The 16594-nt window shown below is 51.6% G+C and carries 11 protein-coding genes and 1 tRNA gene; 6 read left to right on the top strand and 6 right to left on the bottom strand.

Annotated features, from left to right (window positions below):
* The first annotated feature begins 7 nt into the window (after positions 1–7).
* On the top strand, positions 8–988 hold the full coding sequence (locus PsWM33_RS15790) for an ArgK/MeaB family GTPase (RefSeq protein ID WP_208994584.1): 981 nt from the start codon (positions 8–10) through the stop codon (positions 986–988).
* A 33-nt stretch (positions 989–1021) separates the two neighbouring features.
* Here the strand turns inward: PsWM33_RS15790 and PsWM33_RS15785 are convergent, their stop codons facing one another.
* From PsWM33_RS15785 to map, 3 genes are all read right to left on the bottom strand, one after another.
* Positions 1022–3310, bottom strand: a complete 2289-nt coding sequence (locus PsWM33_RS15785; RefSeq protein WP_208980701.1) for a bifunctional diguanylate cyclase/phosphodiesterase — start codon at positions 3308–3310, stop codon at positions 1022–1024.
* A 193-nt stretch (positions 3311–3503) separates the two neighbouring features.
* A complete protein-coding gene (gene radC, locus PsWM33_RS15780; protein ID WP_063298000.1) occupies positions 3504–4331 on the bottom strand; it encodes a RadC family protein in 828 nt (275 codons plus the stop codon).
* A 22-nt stretch (positions 4332–4353) separates the two neighbouring features.
* Positions 4354–5199 (bottom strand): type I methionyl aminopeptidase, encoded by an 846-nt coding sequence (gene map / locus PsWM33_RS15775; protein WP_063297999.1) that lies wholly within the window; start codon positions 5197–5199, stop codon positions 4354–4356.
* Between the two features lie 377 nt (positions 5200–5576).
* Between map and PsWM33_RS15770 the strand changes: the two genes are divergently transcribed.
* A tRNA-Leu gene (locus PsWM33_RS15770) sits at positions 5577–5661 on the top strand.
* 19 nt (positions 5662–5680) lie between these two features.
* On the opposite strand, the gene PsWM33_RS15765 is transcribed toward PsWM33_RS15770, so the two are convergent.
* Positions 5681–6424 carry a L,D-transpeptidase family protein gene (locus PsWM33_RS15765; RefSeq protein ID WP_063300854.1) on the bottom strand — a complete coding sequence of 248 codons (744 nt, stop codon included), beginning with the start codon at positions 6422–6424 and terminating at the stop codon, positions 5681–5683.
* Between the two features lie 248 nt (positions 6425–6672).
* Here PsWM33_RS15765 and PsWM33_RS15760 point away from each other — a divergent pair, with 248 nt between their 5' ends.
* Complete coding sequence (locus PsWM33_RS15760; RefSeq protein WP_063300853.1) at positions 6673–7575, top strand: LysR family transcriptional regulator; 903 nt, start codon at positions 6673–6675, stop codon at positions 7573–7575.
* Between the two features lie 178 nt (positions 7576–7753).
* On the opposite strand, the gene PsWM33_RS15755 is transcribed toward PsWM33_RS15760, so the two are convergent.
* Both PsWM33_RS15755 and PsWM33_RS15750 read right to left on the bottom strand, forming a co-directional pair.
* Complete coding sequence (locus PsWM33_RS15755; protein ID WP_063300852.1) at positions 7754–9532, bottom strand: OFA family MFS transporter; 1779 nt, start codon at positions 9530–9532, stop codon at positions 7754–7756.
* 493 nt (positions 9533–10025) lie between these two features.
* Positions 10026–11543: a DUF3360 family protein gene (locus PsWM33_RS15750; protein ID WP_208992024.1), complete on the bottom strand. Its 1518-nt coding sequence runs from the start codon at positions 11541–11543 to the stop codon at positions 10026–10028.
* A gap of 1027 nt (positions 11544–12570) precedes the next feature.
* Between PsWM33_RS15750 and PsWM33_RS15745 the strand changes: the two genes are divergently transcribed.
* The 3 genes from PsWM33_RS15745 (at position 12571) to sfsA (ending at position 16400) form a co-directional block, all read left to right on the top strand.
* The gene (locus PsWM33_RS15745; RefSeq protein ID WP_082827058.1) at positions 12571–13986 is read left to right on the top strand and encodes a TrkH family potassium uptake protein; all 1416 of its coding nucleotides are present in this window, start codon (positions 12571–12573) and stop codon (positions 13984–13986) included.
* A gap of 234 nt (positions 13987–14220) precedes the next feature.
* Complete coding sequence (locus tag PsWM33_RS15740; protein ID WP_244276710.1) at positions 14221–15672, top strand: TrkH family potassium uptake protein; 1452 nt, start codon at positions 14221–14223, stop codon at positions 15670–15672.
* Between the two features lie 23 nt (positions 15673–15695).
* Positions 15696–16400 carry a DNA/RNA nuclease SfsA gene (gene sfsA / locus PsWM33_RS15735; RefSeq protein WP_063300850.1) on the top strand — a complete coding sequence of 235 codons (705 nt, stop codon included), beginning with the start codon at positions 15696–15698 and terminating at the stop codon, positions 16398–16400.
* Positions 16401–16594: the final 194 nt, after the last annotated feature.

Below are 16594 nucleotides of genomic sequence, written 5' to 3'. Positions count from 1 at the left end.
TGGCTTTGTGAAAAAGGGGAGGAGCTGGCCTCGGTCGGCTCCTGCCAATCTGGAAGACCTGAGAGCTGGCGGCAAGCCAGCTCTTGCACGTTTGCTCAGCGCTATCGAGAGCTATGAGGGGCATCCTCAGCTGATCTCTTTGCTGGATGAGGCGTTGCAAAACCCAAGCGCGCATGTGATCGCGCTGACCGGACCTCCCGGCGTTGGGAAATCCACCCTGACAAATGCAATGATTTCGGAATACCGCAGCGCGGAAAAAAGCGTTGGTGTGATTGCGGTTGATCCCTCCTCTCAGGTGACTGGTGGATCGTTGTTGGGTGACCGGACACGACTTTCAACAGATCCGGAAGATCAGAAGATTTTTGTGCGTTCCATGGCGGCGCGGGACCGGCTTGGTGGGCTCTCTGAGCATGCTATTGCTGCGGTGATCCTGATGCGGGCTGTGATGGACCGGGTGATCGTGGAGAGTGTCGGTATTGGCCAATCTGAGGCAGATGTGGCTCTTGTGGCTGATACCTGCGTGCTTTGTATTCAGCCGGGATCTGGTGACAGCCTTCAGTTCATGAAGGCGGGTATCATGGAGCTGCCGGACATTATCTGCGTGACCAAGGCTGATATGGGGGACGTTGCCAGCCGTGCTCGTGCGGATGTGGAAGGTGCCATGAGCTTGAGTGCGAAGAGAGGGGACTGGAAGGTTCCTGTGTTGATGCTGAGTGCAATGGACAACAGGGGCCTTAGTGAGCTGATTGAGGCCAGCGACAGACATCACTCTGTGCTGCACGATAATGGTGGTCTTGCGGTTCAACGCCGTGATCAGGTGAAGGCCTGGCTTGTTGACCAGCTTAAGATGCAGTTTGGACAACAGGGTGTTGCTGTGCTGAAAAATTCCGGTGTGCGCTGGGAGGAAGCGGCCAAGCGGCCTTTTGCTTTCAAGCAGGAAACCAGCGAGACATTTGCTGCGTTCTGGAAGAGTTTTTCTGAGAACTAAATTGAGATGACAGCCGATCGCGAAGGGCGCAGATTATTCTGCTGCGCCCACTCTGATTTTGCGTGGCTTCTGTTCCACTTCTTCATCCCTGTCATCACGCCATAGACGGAACTTGCCAAGTGGGATTGGGCGGGAGAACAGATAACCCTGCATCATTGGGCAATCCATGGTGAGCAGCAGTTCTTTCTGCTCTTCTTCTTCCACGCCTTCAACACACACATCCATGCCAAGACGGAGCCCCAGAGTGATTGAGCTTGCCAGAATCTCTCTGGCTTTTGCATCAGTCACCGCACCATTGATGAAGGAACGATCGATCTTGATTTTGTCGAACAGATCGCGGCGCAGGTAGCTGAGAGATGAGAAGCCAGTTCCAAAATCATCCAGCGCAATTTTTACGCCGAGATTACGAAGACGCTCGATGACTTCAACCACTGTTTCTGAGTAGTTGATGAGAACGTCTTCAGTGACTTCCAGTTCCAGGCGGTTAGGTTCCAGTTGGTACTTTTCCAGCAATGTGTTGACCAGCTCAGGGAATTCCGGATGCCGCAACTGGGTTGGAGAGACGTTCACGCACATGGTGACGTCATTCAGGGTTGAACCATCCTTGATCGCGTTCTCCAACACCCACTCACCAATGCGGTTGATGAGCATGGATTCTTCAGCTACCGGCAGAAATGCAGCTGGTGGCAAAAGACCTTTTTTCGGATGGTTCCAGCGAATGAGAGCCTCGGCTGCCAGAATGTTCTTGCCGGTGTTGTCCATGATAGGCTGGTAGTAGTTCTGGAATTCGTTGGCATTGAGCGCGCGTTTGATATCCTCTTCGATTTCGCGGGAGATCTGAAGAGTGTCCTCCATCTCCTTTTCAAAGAGCACATAACGGCCACGGCCCAGTTTCTTTGCCTGATAGAGTGCAATATCTGCTCGGCGCAAAAGCGCTGTCAGATCGTGTCCATGCTCAGGAGATAGCGCGACGCCCATGCTGGCTGTAGTCAGGATCTTGTGTTTCTCAACCTTGAAGGCATCCGAGAGCATCTTCTCGATGTACATGCAGGTTTCGATGATCTCATCCATGCTGGTGCGGTGCGCCAGTACGATGAGGAACTCATCTCCACTGACGCGCGCGACCCGGTCTTCCATGTTGATCGACACTTTCAGGCGCTCGGCGACGAGTTTGATGACTTCATCGCCGATGGAGTGGCCCAAGCTGTCGTTGATCTGTTTGAAATGGTCCAGATCCAGAAATACAATGCCAGTAATACGCTGTTTTTGTCGGTCGCGTCGCAGCACGTCAGCTGCAAAAATCTCGAACCATGTTCTGTTGGGCAGCCCGCACAAGGCGTCATGGAGTGCTGCATGTGTCGCATCTGCTTCATTTTGCAAGATGCGGTCTGTCATCTTGATGTAGCGGAGCAGAATGAGAATCGTCATCAGCAAGATAGCGATGATGGTTCCCAGAAAATACGGTGATGAGTTGGTGTAGATCGCGCCAGAGGCTGCGGTGGTTTTCCAGCTCAGGTTGGCGATGATCTCACCATTGCGGCGGAGCAATGGCAGGGATACGCGCTGGAAGTCGGCTTTTGGTTTGTTCGTGGTGATGAACATTTCCGACAAGCCAGTTGATTCTTCAAAGGATCTGATGGACCGGATGTCCAGTGATCGTACCCAAAGCAGATAACCGGCAACTGTTGGCATACCTTTTGGCGGTGCTGTTGACGGAGTGATTGCAGCAACTGTGGCGAGGCCGATTGCACCATCAACCAGAACAACATCGCGCAAGCTCAATGCCAGAGGGGCGTGGCTGCGCAGTGGTTCTGGCACACGGAACTGGGTTTGCTTCGTGTTGGCCCGTGTTTCCAGCTCAGACAGTGTGGCATCAAGCTGGCCGCGAAGCTGATCTTCAAAGACTTCGCTGTGCCATGGCAGATCGCGGCGGTAGGTGTAAAGCGGTTTCATATCCTTGTTGAGGATGACGAAGATATCGCGATCACCCCGTGTGCTTGGGGTCGGTGTCAGATCCTCATCCAGCAGGATGTTGGTTTCTTCTGAAAGAACAGAAGCGTATGCCTTGTTTGAGATGGCGATGCGCTCTGCTTCATTTGCGAGCCCATTGCGGAACACTTTGAGGTTGCTCTGTACGAGGCGAACTTCTTTATCGACCTCAAAGTCGAGCGCACGCTGGGTTGACCAGTAGAACGCCAGATACCCAACAGCCAAAGCTGCAGCTACAACACACAGGATCAACAGAGCCATCATGCGGGCTCCGATTTTCTTGCCTCGTGTAATCGTATTGCCGAAAGTACTGCCCAACACTGCTGAAGTCATGGGAGTTTTCGAACTCGGTTGTCCCGCCATCGGCAATTTACTCATGCTGCCTTTAAAACTCTTGATTGTATGCGAAAACGCACTTGCCCATGCTTATGTTCGGAGATTTTGCTTGAGTGAGCCTGTACAACCGACGTGTTTTATCGATCACTTGGGAAATTTATGTGAATGGAGTTCTGCTGCTGGGGATAGCTTAGATGAGTTGAAGGCCTCTGAAACTGACGTGACCTGAGCCGGCTATGATGATGTGATCGTGCAGCACTATCCCTAGTGGTTCCAGTGTGTTTGAGATTTTCGTCGTCATTTCAATATCTTGACGGGATGGTGTTGGGTCGCCAGAAGGGTGGTTGTGGACTAGAATGACCGCGCAGGCTGACAATTCCAATGCCCGTTTTGTAACTTCGCGCGGATAAACGGGCGTGTGGTCAACTGTTCCGGTCTGCTGGACTTCATCTGCGATGAGGCGGTTCTTTTTGTCCAGAAACAGGATGCGGAATTCTTCTTTGTCGTTGTGCGCCATAGCTGCGCGAACGTATTCCAGAACTTTGCTCCAGGAGGAGAGGGGGTCGCGCTCTACAACCTGTGCTTTAGCGTAGAGAATGGATGCGGCCTGCATTTCTTTGATAAAACTTGCTGTGCGTGGCCCACAACCGGGAACCTCTTCCAGCCGTTGTCTTGGAGCTGCAAGAACTTGCGCGAAGGAGCCGAACTGAGCCAGCAGCGCTTTTGCCAGTGGTTTGGTGTCGCCCTGTTTGATGGAGGAGAAGAGGAGCATCTCTAGCAATTCATAGGACTGGAGGCCGTCCAGGCCGGTTTCCTCAAACCGTTCACGCAAGCGTGCACGATGACCGTGATAGTGTTTGGCGGCTGGCTTAGGGGATTTACTCTGTTTAGCAGAGGGCGGAACCGGGAGAGTTGCCGGTTCGTCCAGAGGGATATGGCTCTGGAGTGCAGGCACGGTGGGTGCCTGCTCCTGAGGAGAGGGAGTTACCTCATGAAACCCGAAACTGGTTTGTTTCATTCCCCCTCCTTACTTGGTGCGGCTAAGCAGCGGCTCCGGCTTCCGGTTCCATTGGGTTGAACAGGCCTGCTGGTGACTCTGTAAAAACTTCACAGCCTGTAGAGGTGATGCCGATGGAATGTTCAAACTGAGCAGACAGGGATTTGTCTTTGGTTTCAGCCGTCCAGCCGTCTTTCAGCACTTTCACATCTGGTCGTCCCAGATTTACCATTGGTTCAATTGTGAAAATCATGCCCGGCTTGAGCTCGATACCAGAACCTTTCTGGCCGTAATGCAAAATGTTCGGCATGTCGTGGAACAGTTTGCCTACGCCGTGACCGCAAAAATCACGGACAACGGAACAGCGCTCTGATTCTACGTATTCCTGGATCGCATGACCAATATCACCTGTGGTGTTGCCCGGCTTAGCAGCTTCCAAAGCACGCATCAAAGATTCGTGAGTGACTTCGATGAGGCGCTTGGCTGCAGGCTTGAGTTTGCCAACGGGATACATGCGGGAACTGTCGCCGTGCCAGCCATCAACGATGTAGGTGACGTCGATGTTGACGATGTCACCTTCTTTCAGCTTCTTTTTTGAATCAGGGATACCGTGACAGATGACGCGGTTGATGGACGTGCAGCAGGACTTGCTGAAGCCACGATAGTTCAGTGTTGCCGGAACGCCGCCGCGCTCTTTACCAAACTTGAAAACGAAGTCGTCAATTTCCTGCGTTGTGACGCCCGGTTGCACCAGCGGCACAAGTGCGTCGAGGCACTGTGCAGTCATCTGGCTTGCTTTGCGCATACCTTCAAAATCTTCCTGGCTGTAGATCTTGATCTGGCCGGTATTTTTCAGGGGCGCGTTGGCAGCGTCTACGTAGTCGATCATTTTCCCGTTTTTTCCTTGTTCCGTTTCGCGCAGGGACGAACGCAGATTACATCATGAGGAACTGTAAAATGCCGTTATGCTTGATCGCAAGCCCTGCTTCTCCGTAGAAGCTTCTCCTATTTTTTTAGGGGCATTCTAGGGAGTAATCTGGTGTTTCCCCACTTATATCGGGTATTTTTGAAAGGTGTAGAGAAAAAAGAAGGTCAGATCCTTAACTGCGCACGCATTTTGTGAAACCGTTGTATTCCGTGGTTCCTATTGGGAGTCTATCGATTTTTTGAGGTGCTTAATCCGGGATAAGCCACAGGAACTTCTTGGATAACGGAAAAGAGGCACTTGCACGAAAGTGGTTTGCTCGTGTACTCAGGTGCCTGCAAGCGGTCGTGGTGGAATTGGTATACACAGCAGACTTAAAATCTGCCGCCCTTGGGCTTGCGGGTTCGAGTCCCGCCGTCCGCACCAAATTACTTTCCCAAAAAACTTAGATAGTAAACTGGTATTCGCCTTCTTGAGCGGAGACTGCTGGTGGTATGCGGTTTTCTTCGAAGAGGTCGTAGCCCTGTTTGAGGTTGCGCCAGAAGTTCAGCCAGTTTGAGTTGGCGTGCTTGCTGAGGTTTTCCTCTGTCATCTCAAAGGGGAAGATGTGGACTGGGACAGTGCCTTGCCCGTTCTGAAGGGCAGCTTCCACGAGCAGGTAAATTTCCTCGATATGTTGGTTGGTCATGGCGTAGCAGCCGATGGAGAGGCAGTTGCCGTGGACCATCAGGTAGGAACCGGTGCGGTCCAGTGACTGGTCAAAGGCGTTCGGGAAACCGAGATTGAAGGAGAGGTGATATCTGCTGTTCGGGTTCAATTGTCTAGCTGACACATTGTAAAAGCCCTCAGGAGACTGACCGTCACCTTCTTTCAGCTTTGGCCCCAGATCACCAGAGTATTTGCAAATCTCCCATGATTTGTAGGGTTGATAGGTTTTGCCAGACCGGATCCATGCTTCCAGCCGGCTTTCTTCTTTAAAGACACGCAGGAAAACGGGGTTTCCCAAGGTCATTCCTTTGAAGGTCAGATCTGCGCGCAGGGCTGGCAGGCGCTCATCTTTAACTTTTGTGAGGTTTGCGGAGCCGGGCAGATCATAGGGCAAGCGTAAGTACGTGGCGAAGACTGCCAGCATAACGAAAAAGGCTGTGCCGAATGCCCAAAGGAGTGGACGCGAAATGATTTTTGCCATGGAAGGTCCGATTGCAAATCACTGGAAACTGAGAGTGGCAGATAAGAGAGGCAATGTGGCCAAGTCATGGTTCGCACTGGAAACCCTGTGAAAAGGTCACTCTGATATTCCTGTGGCGTAAGTACGCAGCGTATTTGTTTTGCTTTTCTTTGAGAAAACAGATGCTAGTGTCCGTGCCCATTCTGATCTGATTGCTCTATTGTGTTATAGGGCGTTTCTATCAAGCGTTGTGTGAAGGGTGATCGTCCTTGGATATTCGGCAGTTACAATACCTCGTTACACTGGCTCAAGAGCGGCATTTTACGCGTGCTGCCGCGGCTTGTAATGTGACGCAGCCAACGTTGTCGGGCCGAATTCGCCAGTTGGAGATTGAGCTGGGCGTTCCCATTATTGAGCGCGGCAAGAAGTTTCATGGACTTACGGTGGAAGGGGAGCGCATTCTTGTCTGGGCGAAGAAGGTGCTTGCGGACTGCAACAGTTTGCGGAACGAGGTTGCGGGCAAGAGTGCTGAGGTGTTTGGCAAAGTCAATATCGGCGTTATTCCGTCTGCCGATGTTGCGACAGCCCCCCTTATTCTGGATTTGAAGAAGAGCCACCCGCATGCACATGCGACGATCCAATTGATGAGCCATGACGAAATCCATAAGGCTCTGGAGGATTATCAGATCGATGCGGGCATTACGTACACTCAATTCAGCGATGCAAAGAAGCACAGCAGCTTCACACTTTATGAGGAAGACTATCGTCTGTTCATGCCTGCGGGGCATCGCCTGCAAGGGATAGACGCAGTGGAATGGGAGACGGCTATGAATGCCGGGGCGATGGTGGCGCTTTCGCCGAAGTTGCAAAACCGGTTGATGGTGGATAGCACGCTTCGCTTCCTCGGTGTTGAGTTGGATCCCGAGATTGAGGCAGAGACAATCCCGTCGCTTGGCGGGTTCATCCGTGCGGGGTATTGCGCGATCTTGCCGGAATTTTCTGCCTTGTCGCTTGGAGCAGGAATTGTTTCCGTCCCGCTGATTAAGCCAGTGGTTTCGCACAGCATTGGTATGGTGATGACAAAGCGTGAGCTGGAGCCTGCGATTATTACGTCTTTGGCGGATTGTGCGGCTCAGTATAAGAAGCCGCTGATTCCAGCGCAGGCTGATTAGAAAATGGCATCGCTTTAGAGCCTGTTGTGTTCATTTACATTCACACCTCATGCTCTAACTCCTTTATTTTGAGCGAATTCTTGTCGTTTGATTGAATACAATCAAACGGAACGCGCTCTAGAGTTACTCATAAAAAAAGCCCGCGATGATCGCGGGCTTAGTTGTTTGGGTTTGCTTTTTATTCAGCAGGCATTGGTGCAGATGTTTGTTTGCCAGATGCTGCCGGTTTTGTCGTTGTGGCTTCTCCTTCGCCCAGTGCGTCCTCAGCCATATGATACTTCGGGTGGACTGGCTTCATGAGAAGGTTGGAGACGAGTGCCGCGACGAGCAAACCAGCCATCACATACATTGTGTTGTTGTAGAGGCTCGGAGTTGGATCAACTGTGCCTTCCGGAGCCACTTCCATCAGTCTTGAGACAGAGATGGATTTTGCTGCGATGAGCTCAGCCAGTTTCTCTTTGCCTTCACCGAAGGTCTGAAGGAATACGGCTGGATCAACCTTTTCTGCAAGCTCATGGATTTTGGTGTTTACAGACCGTTCGCGCAGGAATGTGATGAGGAACGGACCAGCTACACCTGCTGCAGACCATGCGGTGAGCAGGCGACCATGGATACCGCCGACGAATTTGGTGCCGAAGATATCTGCCAGATACGCAGGGATTGTTGCAAAACCGCCGCCGTACATGGTGAAGATGGTCATGGTGGCTGCGTAGAACATCACCAGCCACATCACGGAGGGGCTAGCGCCTGCTTCAGCTGCGATGAGCGGAATGGAGAGGTATAGGAAAGAGCCCAGTACGAAGAAGACGGTGTAGGTGTTCTTGCGGCCAATATAGTCAGAAAGAGTAGACCAGCCGAGGCGACCCATAGCGTTGAAGACGGAGATCATCAAAACGTAGGTTGCGGTGAAGGCTCCGTCTACAATGGTTGGCATGCCGTTGCCAAAGATCTCATAGATCATGGTTTTGGAAACGGAGATCACACCAATCCCGGCTGTCACGTTGAAGCAGAGCACGATCCAGAGCTGGTAGAACTGTGGTGTCCGCAGTGCTGTATCAATATGCACATGGTTGCGAGTGATAAGGCCTTGTTTTGCCGGATCTTCCTGTGGTGGCTCCCAACCTTCCGGTTTCCAGCCTGGTGCAGGAATGCGGTAGGCGAAGGAAGCTAGGATCATTACGAAGAAGTAGACAATACCCAATGTGAGGAAGGTAGATGCTGCGCCAGTGTTGCCTGTGCCAGCGAGATATACGCCTGCTTGGGCACCGTCAAAGGCTGCTTCTGCTTGTGATGCACTGACGACAATGGCTTCCAGCTTCTGGCCTGCAACCTGTACGTAGCGCACTCCGTTTTCTACGGTTGTTTGTACGTCAGCGAGAGGGCCGAGATAGTCAGGTGCTTTGGCATAGAGGCCCAGAAGCCAGCTTTTCAGGGGAACTGCGATGATTGCACCGCCGCCAAAACCCATAATGGCCATACCGGTTGCCAGACCTCGGCGGTCAGGATACCAGCGGATCAGGGTAGAGACAGGTGAAACATACCCAAGACCGAGGCCACAGCCACCAATGACACCGTACCCCAGATACAGCAGCCAGAGCTGGTGCGTCATGATGCCAATTGAGCCGATGATGTAACCACCGCCCCAGCAGAAGGCAGCTGTTGTGCCAACGCAGCGTGGACCAACTTTCTCAAGCCATTTGCCTGCAACAGCGGCAGACAGGCCAAGAAATAGAATTGCGACTGAGAAGATCCAGACCACAGAGCTGAGAGACCAATCTTCAGCTGCTGGTGCTATGCCGCCGATTTCTCTGACAAGTGCCGGATTGTAGATACTCCATGCATAGGCAGAACCGATGCAGAGGTGAATTGCAATGGAAGTCGGTGGAACGAGCCAACGATTGAAGCCCGGCTTGGCTACGATCGCGTCTTTCAGCATAAAGCTTGGTATTTTAAACATCAGCAAACCCCTAGAGCAATCAAAGCAGTTTGCATTGCCTCGCCCGGCAAACTGCCTCGATCTTTTGTTGCGACTACATTCTGTTTTCCGAAAATCGAGCCCCATTTCGGGAATGCGCCTAGGAGACAGGCGAGAGGGAGGAAGCCTGCATCCATACGTTGAGTCTGCATCTAACACATGGTGAGTTGAAATCGCCAGCGTCTATCGCGTTATAGATGTAATCTATTACAGCGCGGGTTTGTGGAGGGAAGAGAAAGGTCGAAAGCAGAGGCTGGTGCATTGAAAAATTTTGCACGCTCTGATTTATTTTGAAATATCAGATGAGTAGCGCTGCTTGGTGCTTACGAATATGCCAGATGGGTGTGAGTTTGTCATCCGTACTGTGTGTTACTGACGTCAGGTTTTACTCAGGTGCGTATTGTCGCAGTGCTTGCAGAAACGAAAAAAGCGCACCGCTGGGCGATGCGCTTTTTGGAATGTGGTGCGGTTCAGCTTACAGGAGAGCTGGAATACCTGGAAGCATGCCAACTGCAGCCATTGCCAGAGTACAGATGATCACTGCACCTGCTGGAATGATGATGCGGTCTGCAAAGCTCAGGCGTTCCGCACGTTCCTTGTCACCAATGAGACCATTGTTGTCGAGGAACATGGTGATTGCCCATGCCAGAACAGGGTTGGTCACGATGGCTGCGAATATACAGATACCAGCGGAATTGGTGTCGTTGCTGGATTTCACCATCTGCAGGCCAGCTTCCAGAAGTGGTAAGAACACGCCAACCAGAAGAGCACAGGACATCACTGGCTGCCATACTGCTACGTCCATTGGGTAGCCGATGGTTGCGATAACGATGCACAGTGCGCCAAGCAGGATTGCGCCAGCAGGGATCGGACGCTTTGCGATCGCTGCCGGGATCATATATGTGCCCCAGGAAGATGTGATGTTACCACCGCCGAAGAATGTACCGGTGAACTGACGCAGGGAGCAGCCGGTCATGGTGTCATCAACATCCATCAGAACTTTATCAGTGTTCTTTGGGTAGTTGAGTTCCTGGAAGATACGGTGGCCGAGGAAATCCGGGGACCACATTGCAACTGCCAGAATTGCCCAAGGCAGAGATGCAACGAAGTGGTTGAAGCTAGGGATGCCAAGCTGCCAGCCAGTCTCAGTAGACCCCCACCAGTACCATGGGTTCATGTTTGGCAGACCAGGAGCTGTGGTGAACTGAAGGTCAACACCTGCGCCGAGTGCGAGAGCCAGAACAACCGCGACGACGGAGCAAGCTGGAATTGCGAGCCAGCGCTTACCGACCTTTGCGAGGAAGGCGTAGAGCACGATGTTGACGGCAAAGATTGCCAGAGCGACGTAAGAGAGGCTGTAAGCAAGGTCATGCTTAGCCTGCAAGCCGCCAGCCCAGCTGAAGAGGGATGTGATTTGCCCCTTTGCTCCCATGAAGCCGAGGAACACGAGCAAGCCGCCAGCAACGCCCTGGCTTGTCAGGTTTACCAGACGAGAGCCGCCTTTAAAGTAGCTGAGGAGCAAGCCGAAGACACAGACGAGTGCTGCCAGTGCCAGAGGGTGCGCGCCTGCAAGAGCAATAGAGCCAATGAGTGGGATCATTGGACCATGGTTGCCTGCAAGGTTTGCGCGTGGGTTGAGGAAGCCAGACCCGATGATGCAGAAGAGCAGGGCCGGGATGAGCATCTCAACGCGGACCACTTCAATGATCCATTCTGCACCAAGATTGACGTGTGGCCATTTTGCTGTGAGGCCTGTTGCCCATGCAGTCATAACCGCAGAGTACATCACGGAGATGCCGATTGTTCCTGCAATTGCCGGAACAAAGTCTTCTATTTCAAAACGGAAGTCGCGGCCCGGCAGGTTGAGACTCCAACGACGTGGTTTCATGATCTGGAGTTCGTGATCCAGATAATCAGACCGTTGTTCGAACTCGCTGGCAGGCTTGTGTGCCTCGCTATAGGATTCTTCGTGCTTGTCTGTCTGCTGAAGCATAACAGCCATTCTCCATAAAACTGACGGGAGAAAGGAGAGTGTGGCTTCATGGTGCTTGCTTGGTGAGCGAAGCTGATGAAGGCATCTCACGTCATGGCCTTGATTTCTGGTTTGCTGGGAGAAGTTGGAACCGTCAGGATTTTCGGGTTTTGAGTTGCAGCTTAATGGGAGATGTTAAAGTGCAACTGCGTCAGCGGCTTCAAACTCGCTGTAACTTTCCTTCCGGGTTCCAAGGTCTTTTCAAGAGACCGTGCAAACCACAAATTCAGACCATGAATACCCTTCCCCTGTTCTTCAGTTCCGAAAGGCCCCTACCTAAAATGACGCAGGGAAGCTTACGGTGTTCAGCGAGAACTTGCAGAAGGACGCAGCTTAAATAAAATCGTATGAGTCTATCGCGTCATTGATGAAATCTATAAGGCGAAAAACTGCGACAATATGATCTATCTAATTGATTTTGTTGAATTGACTTGTTTTTAGGTGCTGTGAAATTTCAGGTTGCAATATCTTATTTAAAACAACAGTATAATGAAATTAATTCACTTTGAACGGGTGTCAAGGCTAATGAAAAACGTGATCTGAGGATCACATCCTGTCGCGGTAGAATGACTTATAGGTAGTATTGTCGCAGCGCTGTGGGAACTTGTAATACAAGTGTTTTTCCGAGTTTAAATTGGACTTTGAAGACACCAAGTTGGCTATACTCTCGGTGAAATTGTACCGCGATGGCTAAGCATTTTGCCGAAGTGAGAACATTCCGGATAAGAAAAAACTTGGCTGACCTCTACTTTTGGCGTAGATAGGCGATCCATCCTGCCGGACTTTTCTGCGGGCTCGTCATGAGCCTTCAAATTTTCACTTCCCAGTAACCTCAAAAATCATCGGACCGATTTGTTGTGTCTGTTTGCTGAGAAGTTTAACCGAGTTTCTGTAGGATTTGAGATTAAAGCGTGTTGGTGCACTCGCCAGAGGCGAAGCCCATCTTGAAATGAGAGATATTATGGCACTGGTGGGTCCCGTATTACGGGTGCTTGGATATTTTCTGGTTGGGCTGGCCATTTTGATGCTGGCGCCTGCATTGCTGGACATTTACTTCAGCAATCCCGACTGGATTGCGTTTGCACTCTCTTCTCTGTTTGTTGGTTTGTTTGGCCTGCTGCTTGCTGTTTCTACGGCCAACTACAAACTCGAACACCTCACCATTCGACAGGCGTTTTTGCTGACCACAGCATCGTGGATTGTGATGCCAGTCTGCGGCGCTCTGCCCTTTCTCAGCCTTGGGATCGGCTTTGAGAACGCTTTTTTTGAGAGCGTTTCTGGGTTTACGACCACAGGTTCCACGGTTCTGATTGGTCTGGATGGTATGCCTCCTGGCTTGTTGTTCTGGCGTTCCCTGACCCAGTGGATCGGCGGTGTTGGCATCATCGTTATGGCGATCTTGCTCATGCCTTTGTTGCGTATTGGCGGTATGCAGCTGTTTCGGACAGAAAGTTCTGATCGCGGAGAGAAGATTGTTGCCCGTGCGACGGATCTGACGCGCTTGATTGGTGGCGTCTACATCATGCTGACGCTGACCTGCATGATCCTTTATGTGTTTTCTGGCATGTCGTTGTTTGATGCGGTGAACCATGCAATGACGACGTTGTCCTCTGGTGGATTTTCCACCCACGATGCATCCTTTGCATATTTTGAGAGTACGGCCGCGGAATGGGTGGCTGTGGTCTTTATGCTGGCTTCGGGTTTGCCGTTCGTTGTACTGATCAAATCCTTGACCAAGAATCCGAAAGCACTTCTGCAGGATCCTCAGGCGCGAGTCTTTATTTTACTTATCATTGTCCTCTCCAGTTTGACTGCTCTGTATCTCGGTATTGAGAACAAGTTCACGTTTGGCCGTGCTGTGGTTGAAGCGCTGTTTGTGGTGATTTCAATCATCACCACAACGGGCTATGGACTTGGTGATTACACGGCGTGGGGCCCGCCGATGATGGGCTTCTTCCTGATGCTGACGTTTATTGGTGGCTGTACAGGCTCGACCAGTGGTGGCATCAAGATTTTCCGGTTTATCGTGTTCTTTGGCACTGTTCGTGCGTACATGAATAAGATGATCCGGCCTGATCAGGTGGTTCCTGTCCGGTATGGCGATACAAAGATCACACCTGAACTGGCGTTTTCGGTTCTTGCGTTTTTAGTGGTCTATATGGCCACTGTGGGGCTGATTACTGTCATTCTTGGTGGACTTGGTCTGGATCTAGTGACTGCTATGAGCGCAGCGACGACTGCGGTTTCTAATGTCGGCCCAGGGCTTGGTGATGTTGTTGGCCCTATCGGAAACTTTGCCGACATCCCCAATAGTGCGAAGATTGTGCTTTCTGCGGCAATGTTGCTGGGGAGATTGGAACTTTTTACGGTGCTGGTGTTGTTTAACCCTCAATTCTGGCGTTGACGCTACGTCCCTGAAAGACTAGGGATTTCGTGCATTGAGCATGTTTGGGCTGTTCGGTTTCATTCTTGTTGTGTGAATAGGTAGTTGCCCGATTAATTCAATTGCCAGATATCACTAAGTGGCCTAAAACCAATGCTTCATAAATGTTTGAGAGCATACCGTTCCAATCTCGTCCGTTAAGGGACAATATGTGACTAGCGGGCGGGTTAAATTGGATTTTATATCGGCGGATTGATTTTGGTTTCCATACGACCGGTTTTAAGTGTGCTTGGGTACCTTTATGTTGGCCTCGCTGCTGCCATGCTCGTCCCTGCATTTGTGGATGTTGTGTCGCGTAATGCTGACTGGCAAGCCTTTATTATTTCATCGTTAATTACCGGTCTGGTTGGCATGTTGCTTATCGTGGCCATGGGTGGTGCGCTGCGTGACGGGTTGGATACGCGCCAGACCTTTATCCTGACAACTTTATGCTGGGTCTCGTTGCCCGCGTTTGGAGCTCTGCCGTTTTTGTGGCTGGGTATTGCGTATGTCGATGCTGCGTTTGAGGCAGTGTCGGGATTCACCACCACCGGCTCTACTGTGCTGACGGGTCTTGATTCACTTCCGCCGGGGCTGCTTGTGTGGCGTTCGTTGATGCAGTGGATGGGCGGTGTTGGCATCGTTGTTATGGCGATCGTGCTTTTACCGTTTCTGCGCATTGGTGGAATGCAGCTGTTTCAGACAGAAAGCTCCGATCAAAGCGAAAAGATTGTCAGCCGTTCCATTGAATTGATCCGCCTGATCAGTTTGACGTATCTGCTTCTGACCAGTCTTTGCATTGTACTTTACTGGTTCTCCGGCATGACGATGTTTGATGCGTTCAACCATGGTCTCACAACAATTGCGACGGGTGGTTACTCTACGCATGACAATTCCTTTGGGTACTTCACCAATCCGGTGACTGGCTGGATTGCAGTTGTTTTCATGATTGTGGGCGCGCTGCCGTTCGTGTTGATCATTCAGGGGCTACGCGGTCAGCCGATGTTGCTGTGGCGGGATCCGCAGGTACGTGCGTTTCTGTGGCTTGTGGGTTTGATTTCTCTTGCTCTGACGATTTATCTCGGCACTTCTGGCAATGCAGATAGTTTTGGTAGTGCGATCCTGCAATCCGCGTTTAACGTGATTTCTGTGGTGACGGGTACTGGCTATGCCATGGGGGATTACACCGCTTGGGGAGCTCCGGTGATCGGTCTTGCGTTCCTGCTCAAGTTTGTTGGTGGCTGTACAGGCTCGACAACGGGCGGCATCAAGGTCTTCCGTTTTCTTGTGTTCTTCGGAACCGTGATTGCGCATATGCGGCGGATGGTGCGGCCTAACCGCGTGATCTCTGTGAGCTATGGTAACACGCACCTGACACCAGAACTGACGTTCTCCGTTCTTGCGTTCCTTGTGGTTTACATCGGTACAGTTGGTATTCTGACGTTGATCCTGTCCCTGTTCCATCTGGATCTGGTGACCGCTGTGTCTGCCGCCGCGACATCCGTTGGTAACGTTGGCCCGGGCCTTGGCACCATGATCGGGCCATCCGGCAACTTTGCTGCGCTGCCTGATCCAGTGAAATGGATCTTGTGTGCTGCGATGTTGTTGGGGCGTCTGGAACTGTTTACGGTTCTCATTCTTCTGGATCCTGATTTCTGGTCCAAATAATCTGAATAATTTGGAAGGTCGCTATGCGATTTGATGTACCGCTGGTCACTGGCCGGCTGATTAAGCGTTACAAACGGTTTCTGGCTGATGTTGCCCTCGATGATGGCGGTGCTGAAATCACAGCGCACTGTGCCAACTCGGGTTCCATGATGGGTTTGAAAGATCCGGGTATTAAGGTCTGGCTGACGCCAAATGATGATCCGAAGCGCAAGTTGAAATACTCCTGGGAAATGCTCGAGATTGATGGTGCGATGGTGGGCATCAATACCAGCCGTCCGAATGGCTTGGTCGAAGAAGCGATTGAAGCTGGGCGTATTCCTGAGCTTGTGGGTTATGAGAAGCTGCGCCGTGAAGTGAAGTACGGCAAGAACTCCCGTATCGATATTCTGCTGGAAGGTGAGGGTGACAAGCGCACCTATGTTGAGGTGAAGAACGTCACGCTGGCCCGCGAAGATGGGATTGCAGAGTTTCCTGATGCTGTGACCGCGCGTGGTGCAAAGCATCTGGATGAGCTTGCTGATATGGTCCGGGAAGGCCATCGTTCTGCTATGGTGTTTCTGATCCAGCGTGATGATTGCGATGCGCTTGTTCTGGCGCGTGATATTGACCCGAAATATGGTGAGGCTTTTGATGCGGCTGTAAAGGCAGGTGTTGAAATCTACGCGATTGGGTGCCGGCTGGATACTGACGAGATCATTGCTGATCGGTCTATTGAGGTGCGCTGTTAAGGCGGATAAGCCTAAGAAGAGCATGGTATCTGATGATGCGTGTACACCTGCACTGAAAGCACCACATAGCCTCCCATGTAGTGTTGAACCAGAGTTCCCGTAAGTCGGGATGAGCAAGGCGGCAGGCAACACCTGCGCTACTTGTTAGAAATGAGTCTTTGGCATTGGCTACGTGCCTTGCCCGGGCATTTTGA

The organism is Pseudovibrio sp. WM33, assembly GCF_001623165.1.
Taxonomy (GTDB): domain Bacteria; phylum Pseudomonadota; class Alphaproteobacteria; order Rhizobiales; family Stappiaceae; genus Pseudovibrio.
Note: the sequence above shows the minus strand (reverse complement) of the source record. Positions and strands in the feature narration are given on the sequence as shown.